At 72.5% G+C, this 18,873-nt stretch carries 19 protein-coding genes; 13 read left to right on the top strand and 6 right to left on the bottom strand.

The window, feature by feature from the left end:
- Positions 1–3 precede the first annotated feature (3 nt).
- Positions 4–702, top strand: coding sequence for a B3/B4 domain-containing protein (locus ACWD11_RS20295; protein ID WP_389417764.1), 699 nt, complete (start codon positions 4–6; stop codon positions 700–702).
- Positions 703–745: 43 nt separating this feature from the next.
- On the opposite strand, the gene ACWD11_RS20290 is transcribed toward ACWD11_RS20295, so the two are convergent.
- Positions 746–1,474, bottom strand: a complete 729-nt coding sequence (locus tag ACWD11_RS20290) for a lysophospholipid acyltransferase family protein (protein WP_389417765.1) — start codon at positions 1,472–1,474, stop codon at positions 746–748.
- 184 nt (positions 1,475–1,658) lie between these two features.
- On the opposite strand from ACWD11_RS20290, the gene ACWD11_RS20285 reads away from it, so the two are divergent.
- From ACWD11_RS20285 to ACWD11_RS20270, 4 genes are all read left to right on the top strand, one after another.
- A complete protein-coding gene (locus tag ACWD11_RS20285; protein WP_451116664.1) occupies positions 1,659–2,024 on the top strand; it encodes a thioredoxin family protein in 366 nt (121 codons plus the stop codon).
- Positions 2,025–2,138: 114 nt separating this feature from the next.
- Complete coding sequence (locus ACWD11_RS20280; protein ID WP_451284529.1) at positions 2,139–2,648, top strand: flavin reductase family protein; 510 nt, start codon at positions 2,139–2,141, stop codon at positions 2,646–2,648.
- A gap of 219 nt (positions 2,649–2,867) precedes the next feature.
- The gene (locus ACWD11_RS20275; RefSeq protein ID WP_250073021.1) at positions 2,868–3,656 is read left to right on the top strand and encodes an electron transfer flavoprotein subunit beta/FixA family protein; all 789 of its coding nucleotides are present in this window, start codon (positions 2,868–2,870) and stop codon (positions 3,654–3,656) included.
- Positions 3,657–3,709: 53 nt separating this feature from the next.
- Complete coding sequence (locus tag ACWD11_RS20270; protein WP_451284527.1) at positions 3,710–4,672, top strand: electron transfer flavoprotein subunit alpha/FixB family protein; 963 nt, start codon at positions 3,710–3,712, stop codon at positions 4,670–4,672.
- Positions 4,673–4,734: 62 nt separating this feature from the next.
- Here the strand turns inward: ACWD11_RS20270 and ACWD11_RS20265 are convergent, their stop codons facing one another.
- Positions 4,735–5,640, bottom strand: coding sequence for an endonuclease/exonuclease/phosphatase family protein (locus tag ACWD11_RS20265; protein ID WP_451284525.1), 906 nt, complete (start codon positions 5,638–5,640; stop codon positions 4,735–4,737).
- Between the two features lie 202 nt (positions 5,641–5,842).
- Here ACWD11_RS20265 and ACWD11_RS20260 point away from each other — a divergent pair, with 202 nt between their 5' ends.
- Positions 5,843–7,141, top strand: a complete 1,299-nt coding sequence (locus tag ACWD11_RS20260; RefSeq protein WP_451284523.1) for a DUF6986 family protein — start codon at positions 5,843–5,845, stop codon at positions 7,139–7,141.
- 78 nt (positions 7,142–7,219) lie between these two features.
- Positions 7,220–8,731, top strand: coding sequence for a serine/threonine-protein kinase (locus ACWD11_RS20255; protein ID WP_451284521.1), 1,512 nt, complete (start codon positions 7,220–7,222; stop codon positions 8,729–8,731).
- On the opposite strand, the gene ACWD11_RS20250 is transcribed toward ACWD11_RS20255, so the two are convergent.
- Complete coding sequence (locus ACWD11_RS20250) at positions 8,677–9,468, bottom strand: hypothetical protein (protein ID WP_389417773.1); 792 nt, start codon at positions 9,466–9,468, stop codon at positions 8,677–8,679. The genes ACWD11_RS20255 and ACWD11_RS20250 overlap by 55 nt on opposite strands.
- A 7-nt stretch (positions 9,469–9,475) precedes the next feature.
- Positions 9,476–10,570, bottom strand: coding sequence for a LacI family DNA-binding transcriptional regulator (locus tag ACWD11_RS20245; protein WP_389417774.1), 1,095 nt, complete (start codon positions 10,568–10,570; stop codon positions 9,476–9,478).
- Positions 10,571–10,717: 147 nt separating this feature from the next.
- Between ACWD11_RS20245 and ACWD11_RS20240 the strand changes: the two genes are divergently transcribed.
- The 3 genes from ACWD11_RS20240 to ACWD11_RS20230 all read left to right on the top strand — a co-directional run bounded on the left by ACWD11_RS20240 (position 10,718) and on the right by ACWD11_RS20230 (position 13,135).
- On the top strand, positions 10,718–11,665 hold the full coding sequence (locus ACWD11_RS20240; RefSeq protein ID WP_451284518.1) for an ROK family protein: 948 nt from the start codon (positions 10,718–10,720) through the stop codon (positions 11,663–11,665).
- Between the two features lie 93 nt (positions 11,666–11,758).
- Positions 11,759–11,950, top strand: a complete 192-nt coding sequence (locus tag ACWD11_RS20235; RefSeq protein WP_389417776.1) for a hypothetical protein — start codon at positions 11,759–11,761, stop codon at positions 11,948–11,950.
- Between the two features lie 144 nt (positions 11,951–12,094).
- Positions 12,095–13,135 (top strand): NUDIX hydrolase, encoded by a 1,041-nt coding sequence (locus tag ACWD11_RS20230; protein WP_389417777.1) that lies wholly within the window; start codon positions 12,095–12,097, stop codon positions 13,133–13,135.
- A 10-nt stretch (positions 13,136–13,145) separates the two neighbouring features.
- Here ACWD11_RS20230 and ACWD11_RS20225 read toward each other — a convergent pair whose 3' ends face one another.
- Positions 13,146–14,501: a M20/M25/M40 family metallo-hydrolase gene (locus ACWD11_RS20225; protein ID WP_451284516.1), complete on the bottom strand. Its 1,356-nt coding sequence runs from the start codon at positions 14,499–14,501 to the stop codon at positions 13,146–13,148.
- Positions 14,502–14,694: 193 nt separating this feature from the next.
- Here ACWD11_RS20225 and ACWD11_RS20220 point away from each other — a divergent pair, with 193 nt between their 5' ends.
- Entirely contained in the window at positions 14,695–15,981 is a 1,287-nt protein-coding gene (locus tag ACWD11_RS20220; protein ID WP_451284514.1) for a geranylgeranyl reductase family protein, read from the top strand.
- A gap of 183 nt (positions 15,982–16,164) precedes the next feature.
- On the opposite strand, the gene ACWD11_RS20215 is transcribed toward ACWD11_RS20220, so the two are convergent.
- Entirely contained in the window at positions 16,165–16,614 is a 450-nt protein-coding gene (locus ACWD11_RS20215) for a nitroreductase family deazaflavin-dependent oxidoreductase (RefSeq protein ID WP_389417780.1), read from the bottom strand.
- A 191-nt stretch (positions 16,615–16,805) separates the two neighbouring features.
- Here ACWD11_RS20215 and ACWD11_RS20210 point away from each other — a divergent pair, with 191 nt between their 5' ends.
- Together ACWD11_RS20210 and ACWD11_RS20205 are read left to right on the top strand one after the other, a co-directional pair.
- Positions 16,806–17,531: a TetR/AcrR family transcriptional regulator gene (locus ACWD11_RS20210; protein WP_389417781.1), complete on the top strand. Its 726-nt coding sequence runs from the start codon at positions 16,806–16,808 to the stop codon at positions 17,529–17,531.
- Between the two features lie 136 nt (positions 17,532–17,667).
- Entirely contained in the window at positions 17,668–18,870 is a 1,203-nt protein-coding gene (locus ACWD11_RS20205; protein WP_451284511.1) for a sensor histidine kinase, read from the top strand.
- The last annotated feature ends 3 nt before the right edge of the window (positions 18,871–18,873 follow it).

Below are 18,873 nucleotides of genomic sequence, written 5' to 3'. Positions count from 1 at the left end.
ACCATGACCCTCACCCTGACCGTGTCCGACGAGGTGCGCGCCCTCGCCCCCGGCTTCACCCACCTCGCCGTCACGGCCCACGGACTCGTCAACGGACCGAGCACCGAAGCCGGTTCGGCCCTCCTCGACGACGCGGCCCGCCGTCTCGCCGTACGCCTGGACGGCCGGGCGCCGCACGAGGATGCGCACATGGCGGCCTGGCGGGAGGTGTACACGGCGTTCGGGGCCAAGCCGTCGCGTACCCGTAACTCGGCGGAGGCGCTGGCCAAGAGGGCCCTGTCGGGTGCCGGGCTGCCCCGGATCAACCTGCTCGTCGATCTCTACAACGCGATCAGCGTGGCGCACCTCGTCCCGGTCGGCGGCGAGGACCTCGACCGCGTCCAGGGCGGTATGCGGCTGGTCCGCGCCACCGGCGACGAGCCCTTCGTGACCGTCGCCGACGGCGCCGGGACCGTCGAGCACCCCGACGCCGGCGAGGTGGTGTGGTGCGACGACGCCGGAGTGACCTGCCGCCGCTGGAACTGGCGTCAGGGGCCGCGCACCCGTCTCACCGAGGAGACCGTCTCGGCGGTCTTCCTGCTGGAGAGCATGGCGCCGATGCCGGTGGCCGACGTCGAGCGTGCGGCCACCGAACTCGCCGAACTGCTGGAGAAGTGCAGTCCGGGAGCCCGCATCGAGATGCACCCCGCAAGCGGTGCCTAGGGCTTGTCGTTCGGCAACGCCGGGACGATCCGAACGGCAGGGCCTAGCGGGACTCCGCCTCGCGGATCTGCTCCGGCGTGGGCGCGGTGCCCCCGAGGTGCGCCGGCATCCACCAGGTGTCGGCCGCGTCCTTGGGGCGTACCGGGTAGGCCCGCTGCGCGGCCTCCAGCAGCTCCTGGACCCGATCGCGCAGCTGGCGGGTGATCGCGCCCGCGTACTTGTCCTTGGGCGCCTCGACGGCCTCGCCGACCCGGATCGTGACCGGGGTGTGGCTGCGCTTGAAGTTGCGCGGGTGCCCCTTGGTCCACAGCCGCTGGGTCCCCCACACGGCCATCGGGATCAGCGGGACCCCGGCCTCCTGGGCGAGCCGGGCGGCGCCGGACTTGAAGCTCTTCAGCGCGAACGACTGGGAGATCGTCGCCTCCGGGAAGACGCCCACGATCTCGCCGGAACGCAGCGACTCCAGCGCGTGCTGGTAGGCGGCCTCGCCCTGCTTGCGGTCCACCGGAATGTGCTTCATGCCCCGCATCAGCGGGCCGGAGATCTTGTGCCGGAAGACGGCTTCCTTCGCCATGAAGCGCACCAGGCGCTTCTGGGGCAGGGCGGCCAGGCCGCTGAAGATGAAGTCCAGGTAGCTGATGTGGTTGCTCACCAGCACGGCGCCGCCCGAGCGCGGGATGTTCTCCGAACCCTTGCAGTCGATCTTGAGGTCCCACGCCTTGAACAATGTGAGGGCGAGACCGACGACGGGACGGTAGACAAGCTCTGCCATGGACGGTGTGGACCCTTCCTTCTCTGCCTGGGAAAGGCTCCCGGCGGGAAAGTTACGCAGCCGTAGGTTTACGGCATCTCGCAGATCGTGCCCCAAGAACGCACCGGTAGCCAGCCCTCGTGCCGGGGAACGGAGAGATCCTCGTCACGTCGTTGTAGTCGTGACCGGGAATCTTTGCGGTCCGGTGCGCGCTGGAGCGGACGAGGACCCAAGGAGGACACGCGTGCAGGGGCAGGGCGAAGGCGGTCGGCTGGGGCCGCAGGACGTGGGCGGCCGGCTCGGCGAACGGGCCACTCTGGTGCAGTTCTCCAGCGCCTTCTGCGCTCCCTGCCGGGCCACCCGGCGGGTCCTCGGCGAGGTGGCCGCCATGGTCCCCGGAGTCACCCATGTCGAGATCGACGCCGAGGCGCGGCTGGAGCTCGTACGGCGGCTGGAGATCCGCAAGACACCCACGGTGCTGGTCCTCGACGCCGACGGGCGGGTGGTGCGGCGCGCCGTCGGACAGCCGCGCAAGGCGGACGTGATCGCGGCCCTGGGTGAAGCGGTGTGAGGGGATGGACCAGGCAGTGAGTCATCTCCCACCTGCCCGCGCGCACTTGACTGTACGGGCCACCTATCGTCAGTCTGACGGGATGTCCCCGGCGCTCCTACTCCCCAGGTGTTCATGACCGCCACGCCCGACACCGACGCCACCCGGCTCGCCTCGCCCGACCTGCTGCGCTCCGTCTTCCGGCGGCACGCGGCGGGAGTCGCGGTGATCACCGCCCGCGGCGAGCACGGCCCCGTCGGCTTCACCGCCACCTCCCTGGCCTCCGTCTCGGCCGAGCCTCCGATGCTCTCCTTCGGCATCGGCACCGGATCCTCCTGCTGGCCCACGCTGTCGCGGGCCGAGCATGTGGGCGTTCATCTGCTCGGGGAGCACCAGCGCGAGCTGGCCGCCACCTTCGCCCGCAGCGGCGCCGACCGCTTCGCCCCGCCCACCGCCTGGCGCGAGGGCCCCGAAGGTGTCCCGGTCCTCGACGGCGTCCGCGCCTGGCTGGTCTGCCGCATCCACGCGCGCGTGCCCGCGGGGGACCACCGGATCGTGCTCGCGCACGTCCTGCGCGGCGACCCCACCGGTCCCGGGCGGCCGTTGCTCTACCACCAGGGAGGCTTCACCGGCCTGCGCGACTGACTGTGTACCGGACGGTTCTGCGAAACCGTCCAGTTCCGATTACGCTGCGTTGCGAAGGTCACAGTTCAAAGCGCTTGCTTAGCGGGAACGAACTGGGTGTACTGACGAGTAATATTTCGGTCGGAGCGCAGGTCGCCCCGATCGGGAACGGCCGCTTCAGGCGCCTATGCTGCCTGCAAGTAGGCAGCAGAGAAATGTCGACGCAGTAGGAGAGCCGGCGTGAGCTTGAGGATCGTTGTCACTGTGAAGTACGTGCCCGACGCCACTGGCGACCGGCACTTCGCCGATGACCTGACCGTCGACCGGGACGACGTGGACGGTCTGCTCTCCGAGCTCGACGAGTACGCCGTCGAGCAGGCGCTGCAGATCTCCGAGAACTCGGACGACGACGTCGAGATCACCGTCCTGACCGTGGGTCCCGAGGACGCCAAGGACGCGCTCCGCAAGGCGCTGTCGATGGGCGCCGACAAGGCGATCCACGTCGAGGACGACGACCTGCACGGCACCGACGCCATCGGCACCTCCCTGGTGCTGGCCAAGGCGATCGAGAAGGCCGGCTACGACCTGGTCATCTCCGGTATGGCCTCCACCGACGGCACCATGGGTGTCGTCCCCGCGCTGCTCGCCGAGCGTCTCGGTGTCCCGCAGGTCACCCTGCTCTCCGAGGTCTCCGTCGAGGACGGCACGGTCAAGGGCCGCCGTGACGGCGACGCCGCCTCCGAGCAGCTCGAGGCCTCCCTGCCGGCCGTCGTGTCGGTCACCGACCAGTCGGGCGAGGCGCGTTACCCGTCCTTCAAGGGCATCATGGCGGCCAAGAAGAAGCCGGTGGAGTCCTGGGAGCTGGACGACCTGGAGATCGACGCCGACGAGGTCGGTCTGGAGAACGCCTGGACCGCGGTCGACTCCGCGGCCGAGCGCCCGGCCCGTACCGCCGGCACGATCGTCAAGGACGAGGGCGAGGGCGGCAAGCAGCTCGCTGAGTTCCTCGCGGGCCAGAAGTTCATCTAGGCACCGTCCCATACCGCCCCTTAAGCCTTCGCATTCCGCAGGAGAGCAATCCCATGGCTGAAGTTCTCGTCTACGTCGACCACGTGGACGGCGCCGTCCGCAAGCCCACCCTGGAGCTGCTGACGCTCGCCCGCCGCATCGGCGAGCCGGTCGCCGTCGCGCTGGGCAACGGCGCCGCCGACACCGCCGCCGTCCTCGCCGAGCACGGCGCGGTGAAGGTCCTCACCCACGACGCCTCCGAGTACGCCGACTACCTGGTCGTACCGAAGGTCGACGCCCTGCAGTCCGCCTACGAGGCCGTCTCCCCGGCCGCCGTGCTGGTCCCCTCCTCCGCCGAGGGCAAGGAGGTCGCCGCCCGTCTGGCGCTGCGCATCGGCTCCGGCATCATCACCGACGCCATCGACATCGAGGCCGGCGGCGAGGGCCCGGTGGCCACCCAGTCGGTGTTCGCCGCCGCCTTCACCACCAAGTCCCGGGTCGCCAAGGGCACCCCGGTCATCACGGTCAAGCCGAACTCGGCCGCCGTGGAGGCCGCCCCGGTCGCCGGTGCGGTCGAGGCCCTGTCGGTGACCTTCTCCGAGCAGGCCACCGGCACCAAGGTCACCGGGCGCACGCCGCGTGAGTCGACCGGCCGCCCCGAGCTGACCGAGGCCGCGATCGTGGTCTCCGGCGGCCGCGGTGTGAACGGCGCGGAGAACTTCGCGATCATCGAGGCGCTCGCCGACTCGCTCGGCGCGGCCGTCGGCGCCTCGCGTGCCGCCGTCGACGCCGGCTGGTACCCGCACACCAACCAGGTCGGCCAGACCGGCAAGTCGGTCTCGCCGCAGCTGTACATCGCCTCCGGCATCTCCGGCGCGATCCAGCACCGGGCCGGTATGCAGACCTCGAAGACGATCGTGGCGATCAACAAGGACGCCGAGGCCCCGATCTTCGACCTCGTCGACTACGGCGTGGTCGGCGACCTCTTCGACGTCGTCCCGCAGCTCACCGAAGAGGTCAAGACCCGCAAGGGCTGATCCTCCGCGCGCTGTACGAGGCCCCCGCGACCGTGCCGACGGTCGTGGGGGCCTCGGCGCGTTCAGCCCAGGCTCAGCGAGGCCTGCACAGGCAGATGATCGCTCGGGAACTGTCCGTCCACCGCGAAGGTGTTGATGGCCGCCCGGTGCGCGGTGACGCCCGGCGTGGTCAGGATCCAGTCGATGCGGTCGCCGTCCGGGACCAGCGGCCGGTAGCCGTGGAAGGTGGCGTACCGCGGGCCGCGTTCGGCGGCCGTGTCCCAGGTGTCGACGAGTCCGGCGCCCAGGAGCGTGTCGTACACGACGCTCCGGTGCGCGGGCACGTTGAAGTCGCCGGTCACCACGACCGGCAGCGCGGGGTCGAGGCCCTTGATCCGCTCGGCGATCAGGGCGGCGCCGCGTTCGCGCGCGCTCTGGCCGCGGTGGTCGAAGTGGGTGTTCATGACGGTGAACTCCCGGTCGCCGTCGCGCAGATCACGGAAGCGCACCCAGGTGACCATCCGGGGGAAGGCGGCGCCCCAGGTGTTGGAGCCGATCACGTACGGGGTGCCGGAGAGCCAGAAGTGGTCGTACTCGAGCGGACGGACGCGACGGGTGTCGTAGAAGACCGCCATGGACTCGTCGGCACTGCCGTGCAGGCGGCCGGTGCCGATCCAGTCGTAATGGCGGCCGAGGTCGCTGTCGATGTCGAGCAATTGCGGGAAGAGGCCCTCCTGCGTGCCGATGATGTGCGGGGCCTCGCGGTGCAGCAGCTCGCGCATCACCGGTCTGCGCACGGCCCAGCTGTGCGGCTCGGTGGTGCTCGCGAAGCGCAGGTTGAAGGACATGACTTCCAGCCGGCGCCGCGGGTGCTCCTCCGCCGCGGCGCCGGCGGCGGTCAGTGCTGTACTGGAGAGGGGCGTGGTGACCGCGGCGGCCAGCGCGGCCTTCAGGCCCAGACGGCGCGTGACTCGGCTGTGCTTCGGCACGGGGGCTCCTTCGGTGGGAACGGCCGGGCGAGTCGTGCGGGCGTACTCATGGAGGGTCAGGGAGCGTCATGAGGTGGGCGTGAACATGACGATATGGCGGGATGGCTCCCCGTGGACATGGTGTTGACCATCCGGATGGTGCCCGGATAACTTCGTTCTACGGATTGTTGATTCCGTACAGCGGAAAACAGGAGGGTGTGGGATGGGTCAGGGCCAGCAGGAGAAGGTGGCGACGAGCCTCGCGGGCGCCGTCAGCGAGGAGATCAGCGCCTCCCTCGCCCCGGTCGACGCCGAACTGGAGCGCCGCTACCCCGGAGACCCCGGCACCCGCCAGCCCGTCCACACGGTCTACGTCCCCGGCGACGCCTTCACCGCCGACACCATCCGCACCTGGGGCGACCGGGCCCTCGCCGCCCTCGACGAACACGCCCCCGACGCCGCGTCCTTCGCTGCCGTCCTCGGCCTCGCCGACGAGCTGGCCGAGCCCGTCTACACGCGCGTGCGGGCCAAGCTGGAGCGCGAGCCCGTCGAGGACCTGCGCGTCGACTTCGAGGACGGCTACCAGGGCACGGACGAGGACCAGGACGCGGCCCGCGCCGCCCGCCTGATCGCGGAGGCCTGCGACAACGGCACGGCCGCCCCCTACATGGGCATCCGCATGAAGTGCATGGAGGCCGCCGTCCGCGACCGCGGCATCCGCACCCTCGACATCTTCCTCACCGGTCTGATGGAGGCGGGCGGCCTGCCCGACGGGCTGGTGCTGACCCTGCCCAAGGTCACCTACCCCGAGCAGGTCACCGCCATGGTCCGCCTGCTGGAGTCCTTCGAGAAGGCGCGCGGCCTGGCGCCCGGGCGGCTCGGCTTCGAGATCCAGATCGAGACCAGCCAGTCCATCCTGGCCGGTGACGGCACCGCCGCCGTCGCCCGGATGATCCGGGCCGCCGAGGGCCGCGCCACGGGCCTGCACTACGGCACCTTCGACTACAGCGCCTGCCTGGGCGTCTCGGCCGCCTACCAGGCCAGCGACCACCCCGCCGCCGACCACGCCAAGGCGGTCATGCAGGTCGCCGCGGCAGGCACCGGGGTCCGCGTCTCCGACGGCTCCACCAACGTCCTCCCGGTCGGTACGACCGAGAAGGTCCACGACGCCTGGCGGCTGCACTACGGCCTCACCCGCCGCGCTCTGGCCCGCGCCTACTACCAGGGCTGGGACATGCACCCCGGTCACATCCCCACCCGGTACGCGGCCGTCTTCGCCTTCTATCGCGAGGGCTTCGCCCAGGCCGCCGCCCGGCTCGCCCGCTACGCCAACCGGACCGGCGGCGACGTCATGGACGAGCCCGCCACCGCCAAGGCCCTCAGCGGCTATCTGCTGCGCGGCCTGGACTGCGGCGCCCTGGACACCGGTGAGGTCGCCCGGCTCACCGGCCTGACCCGCGCCGACCTGGAGGCCTTCGCCGCACCCCGGCGCGGTGACCTGACCGTCTCCGGGGCGCAGTAGAGGGGGCGCGGGAGAACGGTCGCCGCCGCCCCCTAGGCTGTACGCCACACACGCAGGGCGCACAGGAACGGGGCGGCGGTGTCTTCGGGGGAGTACGGACAGACGGACGGGGCCGGTCGGCTGCTGGCCGGGCGTTATCGCGTCCTGGCCCAGCTCGGCCGGGGCGGCATGGGGGTCGTCTGGCGGGCCCGCGACGAGGTCCTCGGGCGCGAGGTCGCCGTCAAGGAACTGCGCACCTACACCGACACCGCCGGCCCCGAACTCGACGGCCTGCGGCTGCGGATGCAGCGCGAGGCACGCGCCGCGGCCCGGGTGCGCCACCCCGCCGTCGTGGCCGTGCACGACGTCACCGAGGTCGACGGGCGTCCGCTGATCGTCATGGAGCTGGTCGACGGCCCGTCCCTGGACGACGTCCTGCGCGAGCGCGGCACCCTCGACGCGCGCGAGGCCGCGGGGATCGGCGCCAAGGTGATGGACGCGCTGGCCGCCGCCCACCGCGCCGGCGTCCTGCACCGCGACGTCAAGCCGGGCAACATCCTCCTCGACCGCTCGGGCCGGGTCCTGCTGACCGACTTCGGCATAGCCACCATGGAGGACCCGGGCGACGGCTCCGCCACCCACCTCACCCGCAGCGGCGAACTGGTCGGCTCCCTGGACTACCTGGCTCCCGAGCGTGCCCAGGGCGCCCGGCCGGGCCCGGCCTCCGACGTCTGGGCCCTCGGCGCCACCCTGTACGCCGCTGTCGAGGGCTCCTCGCCCTTCCGCCGGACCTCGACCTTCTCCACGCTCACCGCGATCGTCTCCGAGCCACTTCCCGAGCCGCACCGCGCCGGACCGCTCGCCCCCGTCCTCCAGCGGCTGCTGGACAAGCGCCCCGAGGGCCGTCCCGAGGCCGAGGAGGCCCGCGACCTCCTCCAGGCGGTGGCCGACTCCGGCGACACGCCCACGACCACCCTGCGCGGGCCGGTGCGAACGGCGACGGAAGCCCACCGGCTCCCCGCCCCGCACGGCCCGGCCGAAGCGCCCACCACGACGGCCGCCCGCCCCGCCGGCGGCAGGCGCCGCGCCCTGCTCGCCGCCGCCGCGGTCCTCCTCGTCCTCGCCGCGGCCGGCACCACGGTCGCCCTGCTGAACGGCGGCGACGAACCCGAAGCGGCCGGACACCCCGCCCCTACCGTCACCCCGGCCGCCCCCACGCCCACTGACAAGGCCGACGGAAAGTCCCCGACACCGAGCAGCTCACCGAGCCGCAGCGCCGAGCCGTCTCCGACCCCGAGCAAGACCGCGGCCGGAGACGGCGCCACCGCCCCTGCCTGCCACCCCATCGGCGGCGGCAAGTACAACTGCGAGGTCTGGCGCACCGCGAAGTCCTACACGGCCGACGGCGCCGAGGTCGGCATCCTCGGCGCGGGCACCAACTACTTCTACTGCCAGCAGAATCTGGGCCGGCGCGAGACCAGCGGCCAGTGGACCAACGTCTGGTGGGCGAAGACCGACGACGACAGCGGCAACGCGGACGTCTGGGTCAGCGACGTCTACGTCAGGGGCGGCGACAACGACGGGCCGGTGCCCGGACTGCCCGTCTGCTGACCGATGTACCGCTCCAGACCGTGCACGGTCACCAGCCTCTCCCGTCTGAACAGCCGCGTGCCCCGCTCGCACAGCCGCCGGTCCGCGCGCGCCCGCGCGCAGAACTCCTCCGGCGTCGCGCCGAACAGCTCCCGCAACCGGGCCGACTTCAGGAGCAGTTCCCCGATCAGCGCCCGCTGCCCGGGGTGGGTGCGCGGCGCTCCCGAGCCGTTGTGCAGCACGCCGCGGCGATTCACGTAGGAGAAGACGCCCGGCAGCGTCGTGCCGTCCGCCAGGTCGACCCGTACCTCCGAGGACGACAGCCACACGCGCCGGTAGTTGCCGTACGGCAGCGGTACGCCCTCGCTGGCGTCGATCACGGTGAGCTGGTCGGCGTCGAGCCACAGGACGAACAACTCCCGTACCCGGCCCGGCGCGTGGACGGGAGACGCCGAGACATAGCCCAGCCGGCTCACGTGTGCCGACACCCCGATCTCGACGCCCGTGGCGCGGACCTTGACCATGGGGACCGGGGAGAGGATGCCGAACTCGGCCATCTTGTGCCGCAGTTGGCCGGGGCAGGCGTTGGAGCCGATCGCGAGGACGGGGGTGCGGTCCGGGTGGGTCAGCCGGTCCAGGGACAGGAACCGGTCGCCGTCCAGCAGGCCGGAGTCCGCGGGCCAGGTGCCGGGGTAGAGCAGCGGATGGTCGCGGGGCGCCATCGAAAGGCCCAGTGCCTGCAGGGTGCACGCGTCCATGACTCGCTCAGTCCGCCGGGGGCAGCTCTCCCGAGCCGCGGGTGATCAGCCGGGTCGGCAGCTCGATCCGCTCGGGTGCCACGAGCGTACCGTCCAGCTGCCGGAACAGGCGCTCGGCGGCGGTCCGGCCGAGGGCGGCGGCGTCCTGCGCGACGACGGTGACGCCCGGCTGGAGCAGATCGGCGAGCTCCAGGTCGTCGAAGCCGACGAGCGCCACCCGGCGGGACTGCTCGGCCAGGACCCGGATCACGGTGACCGTCACCCGGTTGTTGCCCGCGAAGATCGCGGTCACCGGCCGGGGCCCGGAGAGCATCTCCTCGGCGGCCCTGCGCACCCGCTCGGGACCGGTGACGCCCAGGGACATCCAGGAGTCCTCCACCGGTATGGCCGCGTCCTCCATGGCCGCCCGGTAGCCGCGCAACCGCTCGGCGGCGGTGTGGATGCGGGGCATGTCACCGATGAAGCCGATCCGGCGGTGTCCGTGGCCGATCAGATGGGCGACGCCGTCCCGGGCGCCGCCGTAGTTGTCCGACAGCACGACATCGGCGTCGATCTTCCCGGCCGGACGGTCCACGAACACCGTGGCGACGCCCGCCCGGATCTCGGGCTCCAGATAGCGGTGGTCGTCCCCGGCCGGGATCACCACCAGACCGTCCACCCGCCGCGCGCACAGCGCCAGCGCCAGCTCCTGCTCGCGCTCCGGGTCCTCGGCGCTGGAGCCGTTGATCAGCAGCGCGCCGTGCGCCCGGGCCACCTCCTCGACCGCGCGGCTGAGCGGGCCGTAGAACGGGTCCGCGAGGTCCTCCAGGACCAGGCCGATGCTGGCGGTACGGCCCTTGCGCAGCACCCGGGCACTGTCGTTGCGGCGGAAACCCAGGGCGTCGATGGCCTCCTGGACGCGGCGCTCCGTCTCCGGCGTGACACCCGGCTCGCCGTTGACGACCCGCGAGACCGTCTTCAGTCCGACTCCCGCCCGAGCGGCCACGTCCTTCATCGTCGGCCGATTGCCGTAACGGTTCCCGGGTGTGTGGTCGGCGCGGCGGATGGTCTCGGGCACGATGCGGGTCCTGTCCTGTTTGTCCATGGGGATGCGGCGATCCATGGTTTGTATGAGGATGTGGCGTCGAGCATAGAGCCTGGACAACGTTGTCAGATGCAGGGGACACTGTCCACCGCAATTCTCCGGCCCGCGCCCCACAGCTGGGCCGGCCTGCCCTTTTCCACTGGTTGACCGGGAGATCTGACTCTGATGCGCACCGACCTCGTGGCCGCACTCGACATCGGCGGAACGAAGATCGCCGGAGGTCTTGTGGACGGCCGCGGCCGGATCCTGGCGCGCGCCCAGCGCCCTACTCCGGCGCGGGAGGACGGTGACACCGTGATGGGTGCCGTCGAGGCGGTGCTCGGTGAACTGACCGCGAACCCGCTGTGGGGGCGGGCGACGGCCCTCGGGATCGGCAGCGCGGGCCCGGTGGACGCCTCCGCCGGGACGGTGAGTCCGGTGAATGTTCCGGGCTGGCGCGACTATCCGCTGGTCCGGCGGGTCCGCGAGGCGGCGGGCGGACTCCCGGTCGAGCTCATCGGCGACGGCGTGGCCATCACCGCGGCCGAGCACTGGCAGGGTGCCGCCCGCGGCCACGACAACGCCCTGTGCATGGTGGTGTCCACCGGCGTCGGGGGCGGGCTGGTGCTGGGCGGGCGGCTGCACCCCGGGCCCACGGGCAACGCCGGCCACATCGGTCACATCAGCGTCGATCTCGACGGCGACCCCTGCCTGTGCGGCGCGCGTGGCTGCGTGGAGCGCATCGCCAGCGGCCCCAACATCGCCCGCCGCGCCCTGGAGCACGGCTGGGAGCCCGGCCCCGACGGTGACACCTCCGCGGCCGCGGTGGCCGCCGCCGCCCGCGCGGGCGACCCGGTCGCCGTGGCCTCCTTCGAGCGGGCCGCGCAGGCCCTGGCCGCCGGGATCGCGGCCACCGCGACCCTGGTCGAGATCGACATCGCCGTCATCGGCGGCGGCGTCGGCAAGGCGGGCGAGGTGCTGCTCGCCCCCCTGCGCAAGGCGCTCGGCGACTACGCCACCCTCTCCTTCGTCCGGCGCCTGACGGTGACGTCGGCGCAGATGGGGACGGACGCGGGCCTGGTGGGCGCGGCAGCCGCGGCCCTCACCTGGCGAAAGGACGCGGCCGGGGTCTGACAGTCCTCGGCAGGAACGTTCCGGCGGGGGTGTGCCGCCGCTTTCTGCGCCGGACGCCGTGACCCCCGCCGGGACCGCGCAGTTGAAACGGTCATGAAGAAGCGCAGCATGCTCGCCATCGCCTCCCTGGCCACCGGATTCGTCGTCGCGGCGGTCACGCCCTCGCACTCCCTCGGGAGTGACCTGACCGACCTCGACGTGGGGGAGACCCTCAGCGCCGTCGAGGACACCGTGGCCAGCGACAGTCTGGACATCGAGGACAACCCGCTCGGCCGGAAGGGCTGACGAGGCCGACGGCAGGGAGCACGGCGCCGGTGTCCCGCACCTGGGGGCACCGGCGCCGCCGCGTTTGCGCCCTCAACGGGAACCGGTTTCCGTGGCAGGGTGGAGCGGGCAAGCCACAGGGGGCCAACAGAAGAGGGGGAGTCTGTGATCGTCGTCTGGATCAACGGGCCTTTCGGTGCGGGGAAGACCACCACCGCACGGGAACTGATCGAACTGATCCCGAACAGCACGCTCTTCGACCCCGAGGTCATCGGCGGAGCACTGCCGCACCTGCTCCCGCCCAAACACCTCGCCGAGGTCGGCGACTTCCAGGATCTGCCGATCTGGCGACGACTCGTGATCGACACGGCGGCCGCGCTGCTCGCCGAACTCGGCGGGACCCTCGTGGTCCCCATGACCCTGTTGCGCCAGGAGTACCGCGACGAGATCTTCGGCGGCCTGGCCGCGCGCCGGATCGCGGTACGGCACATCCTGCTGGCCCCGGCGGAAACGATCCTGCGGGAGCGAATAGCGCACCGGGAGGTCCCCGAAGGCCCCGACGGCGAACTCCGCGCCCGGCGGTGGTCGTACGACCACATCGAGCCCTACCGCTCCGCCCTCGCCTCCTGGCTCACCGCCGACGCCCACCTCGTGGACAACGGCCGGCTCACCCCGTACCGGACGGCCGCCCGGATCGCCGAGGCCGTCGCCTCCGGTCGGGCCCCGGTGAGCGACATCGTGCAGACACCCGAGCCGACCGCCGAGACGCTGGCCGCCGGAGTGCTGCTCTTCGACGAACAGGACCGCGTCCTGCTCGTCGACCCCACCTACAAGGCCGGCTGGGAATTCCCCGGCGGGGTCGTCGAGCCCGGCGAGGCGCCCGCGCGCGCGGGCATGCGCGAGGTCGCCGAGGAGACGGGGATCCGCCTGGACGACGTACCCCGCCTGCTCGTCGTCGACTGGGAACCGCCCGCGCCGCCCGGCTACGGCGGACTGCGCCTGCTCTTCGACGGCGGGCGGCTCGACTCCGCGCGGGCCGGACGGCTGCTGCTGCCCGGACCCGAACTGCGCGACTGGCGCTTCGTGACCGAGGAGGAGGCCGCCGAGCTGCTGCCCCCCGTCCGCTACGAGCGCCTGCGCTGGGCCCTGCGCGCACGGGAACGCGGGGCCGCGCTCTATCTGGAGGCAGGCATCCCCGCCCCCTGACCGGATCCGCTCAGCTCGACGCGTAGTTGCGCAGGAACAGCGCCTCCGCCACCGAGAGCCGCTCCAGCTCCTCGGGCGAGACGCTCTCGTTCACGGCGTGGATCTGGGCCTCCGGCTCGCTCAGACCGATCAGCAGGATCTCGGCGTCCGGGTAGAGGGCGGCGAGGGTGTTGCACAGCGGGATCGAGCCGCCCTGACCGGCGTACTGCATCTCCTGGCCCGGGTAGGCCTCGGTCATCGCCCGCGCCATGGCCTCGTACGCCGGGCTCGTGGTGTCCGCGCTGAACGCCTGGCCCTGTCCGACCTGCTCGCTGTGCAGGCGCGCCCCCCACGGCGTGTGCGCCTCCAGGTGGGCCTGCAGCAGCTTGGTGGCCTCGGCCGCGTCCACGCCCGGCGGCACCCGCAGGCTGATCAGCGCACGGGCGCTCGACTGCACGGACGGGGTCGCGCCGACCACGGGCGGGCAGTCGATGCCGAGGACCGTGACGGCCGGCCGCGCCCAGATACGGTCCGCGACCGTGCCGGAACCGATCAGCTCCACCCCGTCCAGCACCTTGGCGTCCTTGCGGAACTGCTCCTCGTCGTACTGCAGTCCGTCCCACACGGCATCCGACGTCAGCCCGTCGACCGTCGTCGAACCGTCTTCGGCGCGCAGCGAGTCCAGTACGCGGATCAGGGCGCCCAGCGCGTCCGGGGCGGCCCCGCCGAACTGGCCGGAGTGGAGGTTGCCGACCAGCGTGTCGATCTGCACCCGCAGCATGGTCATCCCGCGCAGCGTCGTGGTGACCGTCGGCAGCCCGACCCGGAAGTTGCCCGCGTCGCCGACGACGATGGTGTCGGCCGCGAGGAGTTCGGGATGCGCCTCGGCGTACCGCTCGAGACCGCCGGTGCCCATCTCCTCGGACCCCTCGGCGATCACCTTGACGTGCACCGGGACCCCGCCGTTGGCCTTGAGCGCGCGCAGCGCCAGCAGGTGCATGATCAGGCCGCCCTTGCAGTCGGCGGCGCCCCGCCCGTACCAGCGCCCGTCCCGCTCGGTCAGCTCGAACGGCGGGCTCAGCCAGGCGGTTTCGTCCAGCGGCGGCTGCACGTCGTAGTGGGCGTAGAGCAGGACCGTCTTCGCGCCCGCCGGGCCGGGCAGGTAGCCGTACACCGACTGCGTGCCGTCCGGGGTGTCCAGCAGCGACACGTCCTCGAAGCCCTCCGCGCGCAGTGCGTCCGCGACCCAGCGCGCGGCGCCCTCGCTCTCGCTGCGGGGGAACTGGCCGAAGTCCGCCACCGATGCGAACGCCACCAGTTCGGTGAGCTCCTGCTTCGCCCTCGGCATCAGCGAGGCGACGGTCTCGGCGACCGGATTCGACGGCATGGGCACGCTCCTTGTAGGTGCGACGTTGTACGAGTGCGTACGTCTGAGTACGGCTGATCGGGCGAGCGTAGGCCCCGCCGGGTGCGGTGGGCACCTACGCCGCCGATCCTCCCACAGAGGCCTGCGGCAACCGCCGCCGTAGGATGCGGGAGACAGCAGCAGCGGGCGGCTTGATCGGGAGCAGTAGACCATCGTGAGCAGCGAGAACTCTTCGGCGGACGACGTGCGGCAGGTGTGGGACGTCGTCGTGGTCGGCGCGGGCCCCGCGGGGGCCTCGGCCGCGTACGCGGCGGCGGTCGCGGGGCGGCGCGTGCTGTTGCTGGAGAAAGCGGAGTTGCCACGCTACAAGACCTGCGGCGGCGGCATCATCGGCCCCTCCCGCGACGCCCTGCCGCCCGGCTTCGACCTGCCGTTCAGGGACCGGGTGCACGCGGTGACGTTCTCGAACAACGGCCGCTTCAACCGCACCCGGCGCTCCCGCCACATGCTGTTCGGGCTGATCAACCGGCCCGAGTTCGACCAGCAGCTGGTGGAGCACGCGCAGAAGGCGGGCGCCGAGCTGCGCACGGGCGTCACCGTGCAGCGGGTCGAGCAGCACGGCTCGGCGGTGCCGGACCGGCGCACGGTCGCCGTCGTCCTCCAGGGCGGCGAGACACTGCTGGCGCGGGCGGTCGTCGGCGCGGACGGCAGCGCGAGCCGGATAGGAGCGCATGTCGGGGTCAAGCTCGACCAGGTCGATCTCGGCCTGGAGGCGGAGATCCCGGTGCCGGAGACGGTCGCCGAGGACTGGCAGGGGCGGGTGCTCATCGACTGGGGGCCGATTCCCGGCAGTTACGGCTGGGTCTTCCCCAAGGGCGACACCCTGACGGTCGGGGTGATCTCGGCGCGCGGCGAGGGCGCGGCCACCAAGCGGTATCTGGAGGAGTTCATCGGGCGGCTCGGGCTCGCCGGGTTCGAACCGAGCATCTCCTCCGGTCATCTGACGCGCTGCCGGGCCGACGACTCGCCGCTGTCGCGCGGGCGGGTCCTGGTGTGCGGGGACGCGGCGGGGCTGCTGGAGCCGTGGACCCGTGAGGGCATCTCCTTCGCGCTGCGCTCGGGGCGGCTCGCGGGGGAGTGGGCGGTCCGGATCGCCGAGGCGAACGACGCGGTGGATGCCCGGCGCCAGGCCCTGAACTACGCGTTCGCGGTCAAGGCCGGGCTAGGCGTCGAGATGAGCGTCGGCAAGCGGATGCTGGCGCTGTTCGAGAGGCGCCCCGGCCTCTTCCATGCCGCGCTGACCGGCTTCCGGCCCGCCTGGCGGGCGTTCATGGACATCACCCGCGGCTCGTCGTCCCTCGGCGAGCTGGTCCGCAGTCATCCGATGGCCCAGCGTGCCCTGAACGCGCTGGACCGACGGCAGGCGGAAGCGGAGGCGGAACGGCGGGAGACGGACGCCGAGGCCGGGGGCGGGCGTGCGGAGGAGCGGGCTGAGGGGTAGCGGTCGGCTCAGGCCGGGTGGCGCCGGGGGCAGGTCGGGCCGGAGGCCAGGGGGCAGGGAGGCAGGGCGGGCCGGGGGTTGGGCTTGCCGTCCGGGGCGGTCCGGTCATGAGGTGCGATGCTTCCCGGTCGGCCGGACCGAGGGACGGCCGACGCCGTCTCCGCCTTACGGCGGCCGCGCATGCTAGCTCTTGAGGGTGACCTCGAACACCGGGTGGTCCGGGGCGATGCGGCGCAGGTCGGTGTCGGGGGACTTGGGGCCGACTCCGTTGAAGAAGACGCCGACCTCGGCGTTCCAGCGCTTGAGGTAGGCGCGGAGCACGGGCACCTTGTCGTCGTCGGAAAGCTCGGTCGAGGTGAACGCCTCCCCCTTCTTGCCCAGGTGCAGTTCCCCGCCACCGGCCGCGCGCATGTTGTGGGTCCACTGGACGTGCCCGCGCGGGGCGACGAGATAGTGCCGGCCGTCGACGGTCAGCAGGTTCACGGGGGTGGTCCGCCACTGGCCGCTCTTGCGGCCGCGGACGGCGAGGACGCGGGAGCCCCACACGCTCAGGCCGCGGCGGGTCAGCCAGGCGACGGTGCGGTTGAGGACGTTGACCGTGAACCAGCCGGGCTTCTTGACGTGCGTGGACATGAGGACCCCCTGAGTTTGGTGAGCGGTGCTCTCGCTTGCCGCTCCCACAGTGTGGCCGAGATCGCTGCTCCAAAGCAAGAGCAGTGCTCTCATTTCGGTTCGCCGCTCTTCCTTCAGCTCACCGCTCTCCTTTGTGTGCGCTGCTCACTATTGTGTGCACTGCTCTCGCTTGCCGTGGGAGACTGCCCCGCATGAGCACCGCACACGGCCGCACCCCCCAGGGAGCCCGGGCCCGCGCCCGGATCGAGGTCACCGCCGCCATCAAGGACGAGGCCCGCAGACAGCTCGCCGCCGAAGGCGCCGCCAAGCTCTCGCTGCGCGCCGTGGCCCGCGAACTCGGCATGGTCTCCTCCGCGCTCTACCGCTACTTCCCGAGCCGCGACGAGCTGCTGACCGCGCTGATCATCGACGCCTATGACTCCCTCGGCGAAAGCGCCGAGGCCGCGCGCGACGCCTTCGCCGACGCCGGTCCCGGGCACCGCTGGGTCGCGGTGTGCGAGGCCGTACGGGGATGGGCGCTGGCGCATCCGCACGAGTACGCGCTGATCTACGGATCGCCGGTGCCCGGCTACAGCGCCCCCGAGACCACGATCCCGGCCGCGGCCCGGACCGGCGAGGTCTTCTTCGGCATCCTCCGCGACGCCCACCAGGGCCTCGGCCTCGCCAAGCCGCGCCTCCCCGCCGAACTCCGCCCGGAGGCCGAGCGGATGGCCGCCGAGTTCGCCCCCGGCCTCCCCCCGGAGACGGTGGCTGCGTTCGTCGCGGCCTGGGGGCAGCTCTACGGTCTGGTGGGCTTCGAGGTGTTCGGTCAGTTCCACCGGGTGGTCGAGGACCGGGAGCGGTTCTTCCGGCATGCGGTGTCCCAGCTCGCCCATGGGGTGGGGCTGGTGTATCCGCAGACCGGACCGGCCGCGTGACCGGCGGCCTGCCTGGCTGCGGCCCGCCGAGGGCACGGCGGCGGCTCGGAGAGGGCTTCGTACTTCGTCGGGAGTACGTGTGATCACCTCACTCGGCTGACGCGGCCCGGCGGTGGTGGCGTCTAGCGTGGCGGGCATGGAGGAGCAGCGGGTGCCGCACTGGTGGCGGAGCGGTCCGTCATGGTGGCGGCAGGAGGAGCGGGGGCGGTGGCCCTGGCGGTCCACGGTGCTGGTGACCGCCTTCGTGCTCGTCGGGTCCACCTTCGCCGCCGAGGAGCAGACGGGGGAGCGGGTCGGCCTCGATGTCCTCGCCCGGGTCCTGCTGCTCCTGGCCGGGGTTGTGCTGCTGTGGCGGCAGCGGCACCCGGTCGCCGTCACGTTCGGTACGGCCGCAGCCGCGCTGGTCTATCTCGGCGCCGGGTATCCGTACGGGCCCGTCTTCCTCACCGTGGCGATCGGCTGCTTCAGTGCCGTCGTCGCCGGGCACCGGTGGGCCGCCTGGGCGGCCATGGGCACCTTGTGGGCGGGGCATGGGCTGGTCAGCCACTGGCTCTACCAGTGGCTCCCGCCCGCCGGGGACTCCGCCGCCTCCTGGGGGCAGGAGGGCGTGATCGCCGCCTGGGTCGTGGCCGTCGCGGCGCTGTCGGAGCTGGTGCGGACCCGGCGGGAGCAGTGGGCGCGGGAGCGGGCCGAGCGGGCGCAGGCGGCTCGGCGGCGGGCCGACGAGGAGCGGTTGCGGATCGCCCAAGAGCTGCATGACGTCCTGGCGCACAGCATCTCCGTCATCAACGTGCAGGCGGGCGTCGGGCTCGCGCTCCTCGACTCCGATCCCGAGCAGGCCCGGACGGCGCTGACCACCATCAAGGCCCAGAGCAAGGAGGCGCTCGGCGAGGTGCGTCAGGTGCTCGACACGCTGCGCACGCCAGGCACCGCGCCGCGGGCGCCCGCGCCCGGACTCGACCGGTTGCCCGAACTCGTGGAGCAGGCCGCCGGCGCCGGCCTGACCGTCGAGGTGCACGGCGCCGCGCCCCCGCTGGCGCCCGGCACCGACCTCGCCGCCTTCAGGATCGTCCAGGAGGCCCTCACCAATGTCGTACGGCACTCGGGATCGCGGCACGCGCGCGTGCACCTCGATCACGGTGGCGGCAGGCTCCGGATCCGCGTGGACGACGACGGCCCGGCGACCGGCGCCGACGCGGGCGGCAGCGGCAACGGTCTGGCCGGAATGCGGGAGCGGGCCGCGGCACTGGGTGGCACGATCGAGGCGGGCCCGCGCGCCGACGGCGGCTTCCGGGTGCTCGCGGTACTGCCCCGGACCGCGCAGGAGGGCGGCCGGTGATCG

The organism is Streptomyces sp. NPDC002776 (genome assembly GCF_053592195.1).
Note: the sequence above shows the minus strand (reverse complement) of the source record. Positions and strands in the feature narration are given on the sequence as shown.

Bases quoted from the DNA above. Each gene is read 5' to 3' on its own strand.
- ACWD11_RS20295 (WP_389417764.1), top strand. From the start codon at position 4: ATGACCCTCACCCTGACCGTGTCCGACGAGGTGCGCGCCCTCGCCCCC.
- ACWD11_RS20290 (WP_389417765.1), bottom strand. From the start codon at position 1,474: ATGGCAGAGCTTGTCTACCGTCCCGTCGTCGGTCTCGCCCTCACATTG.
- ACWD11_RS20280 (WP_451284529.1), top strand. From the start codon at position 2,139: ATGACCGCCACGCCCGACACCGACGCCACCCGGCTCGCCTCGCCCGAC.
- ACWD11_RS20270 (WP_451284527.1), top strand. From the start codon at position 3,710: ATGGCTGAAGTTCTCGTCTACGTCGACCACGTGGACGGCGCCGTCCGC.
- ACWD11_RS20260 (WP_451284523.1), top strand. From the start codon at position 5,843: ATGGGTCAGGGCCAGCAGGAGAAGGTGGCGACGAGCCTCGCGGGCGCC.
- ACWD11_RS20250 (WP_389417773.1), bottom strand. From the start codon at position 9,468: ATGGACGCGTGCACCCTGCAGGCACTGGGCCTTTCGATGGCGCCCCGC.
- ACWD11_RS20245 (WP_389417774.1), bottom strand. From the start codon at position 10,570: ATGGATCGCCGCATCCCCATGGACAAACAGGACAGGACCCGCATCGTG.
- ACWD11_RS20240 (WP_451284518.1), top strand. From the start codon at position 10,718: ATGCGCACCGACCTCGTGGCCGCACTCGACATCGGCGGAACGAAGATC.
- ACWD11_RS20235 (WP_389417776.1), top strand. From the start codon at position 11,759: ATGAAGAAGCGCAGCATGCTCGCCATCGCCTCCCTGGCCACCGGATTC.
- ACWD11_RS20225 (WP_451284516.1), bottom strand. From the start codon at position 14,501: ATGCCGTCGAATCCGGTCGCCGAGACCGTCGCCTCGCTGATGCCGAGG.
- ACWD11_RS20215 (WP_389417780.1), bottom strand. From the start codon at position 16,614: ATGTCCACGCACGTCAAGAAGCCCGGCTGGTTCACGGTCAACGTCCTC.
- ACWD11_RS20210 (WP_389417781.1), top strand. From the start codon at position 16,806: ATGAGCACCGCACACGGCCGCACCCCCCAGGGAGCCCGGGCCCGCGCC.
- ACWD11_RS20205 (WP_451284511.1), top strand. From the start codon at position 17,668: ATGGAGGAGCAGCGGGTGCCGCACTGGTGGCGGAGCGGTCCGTCATGG.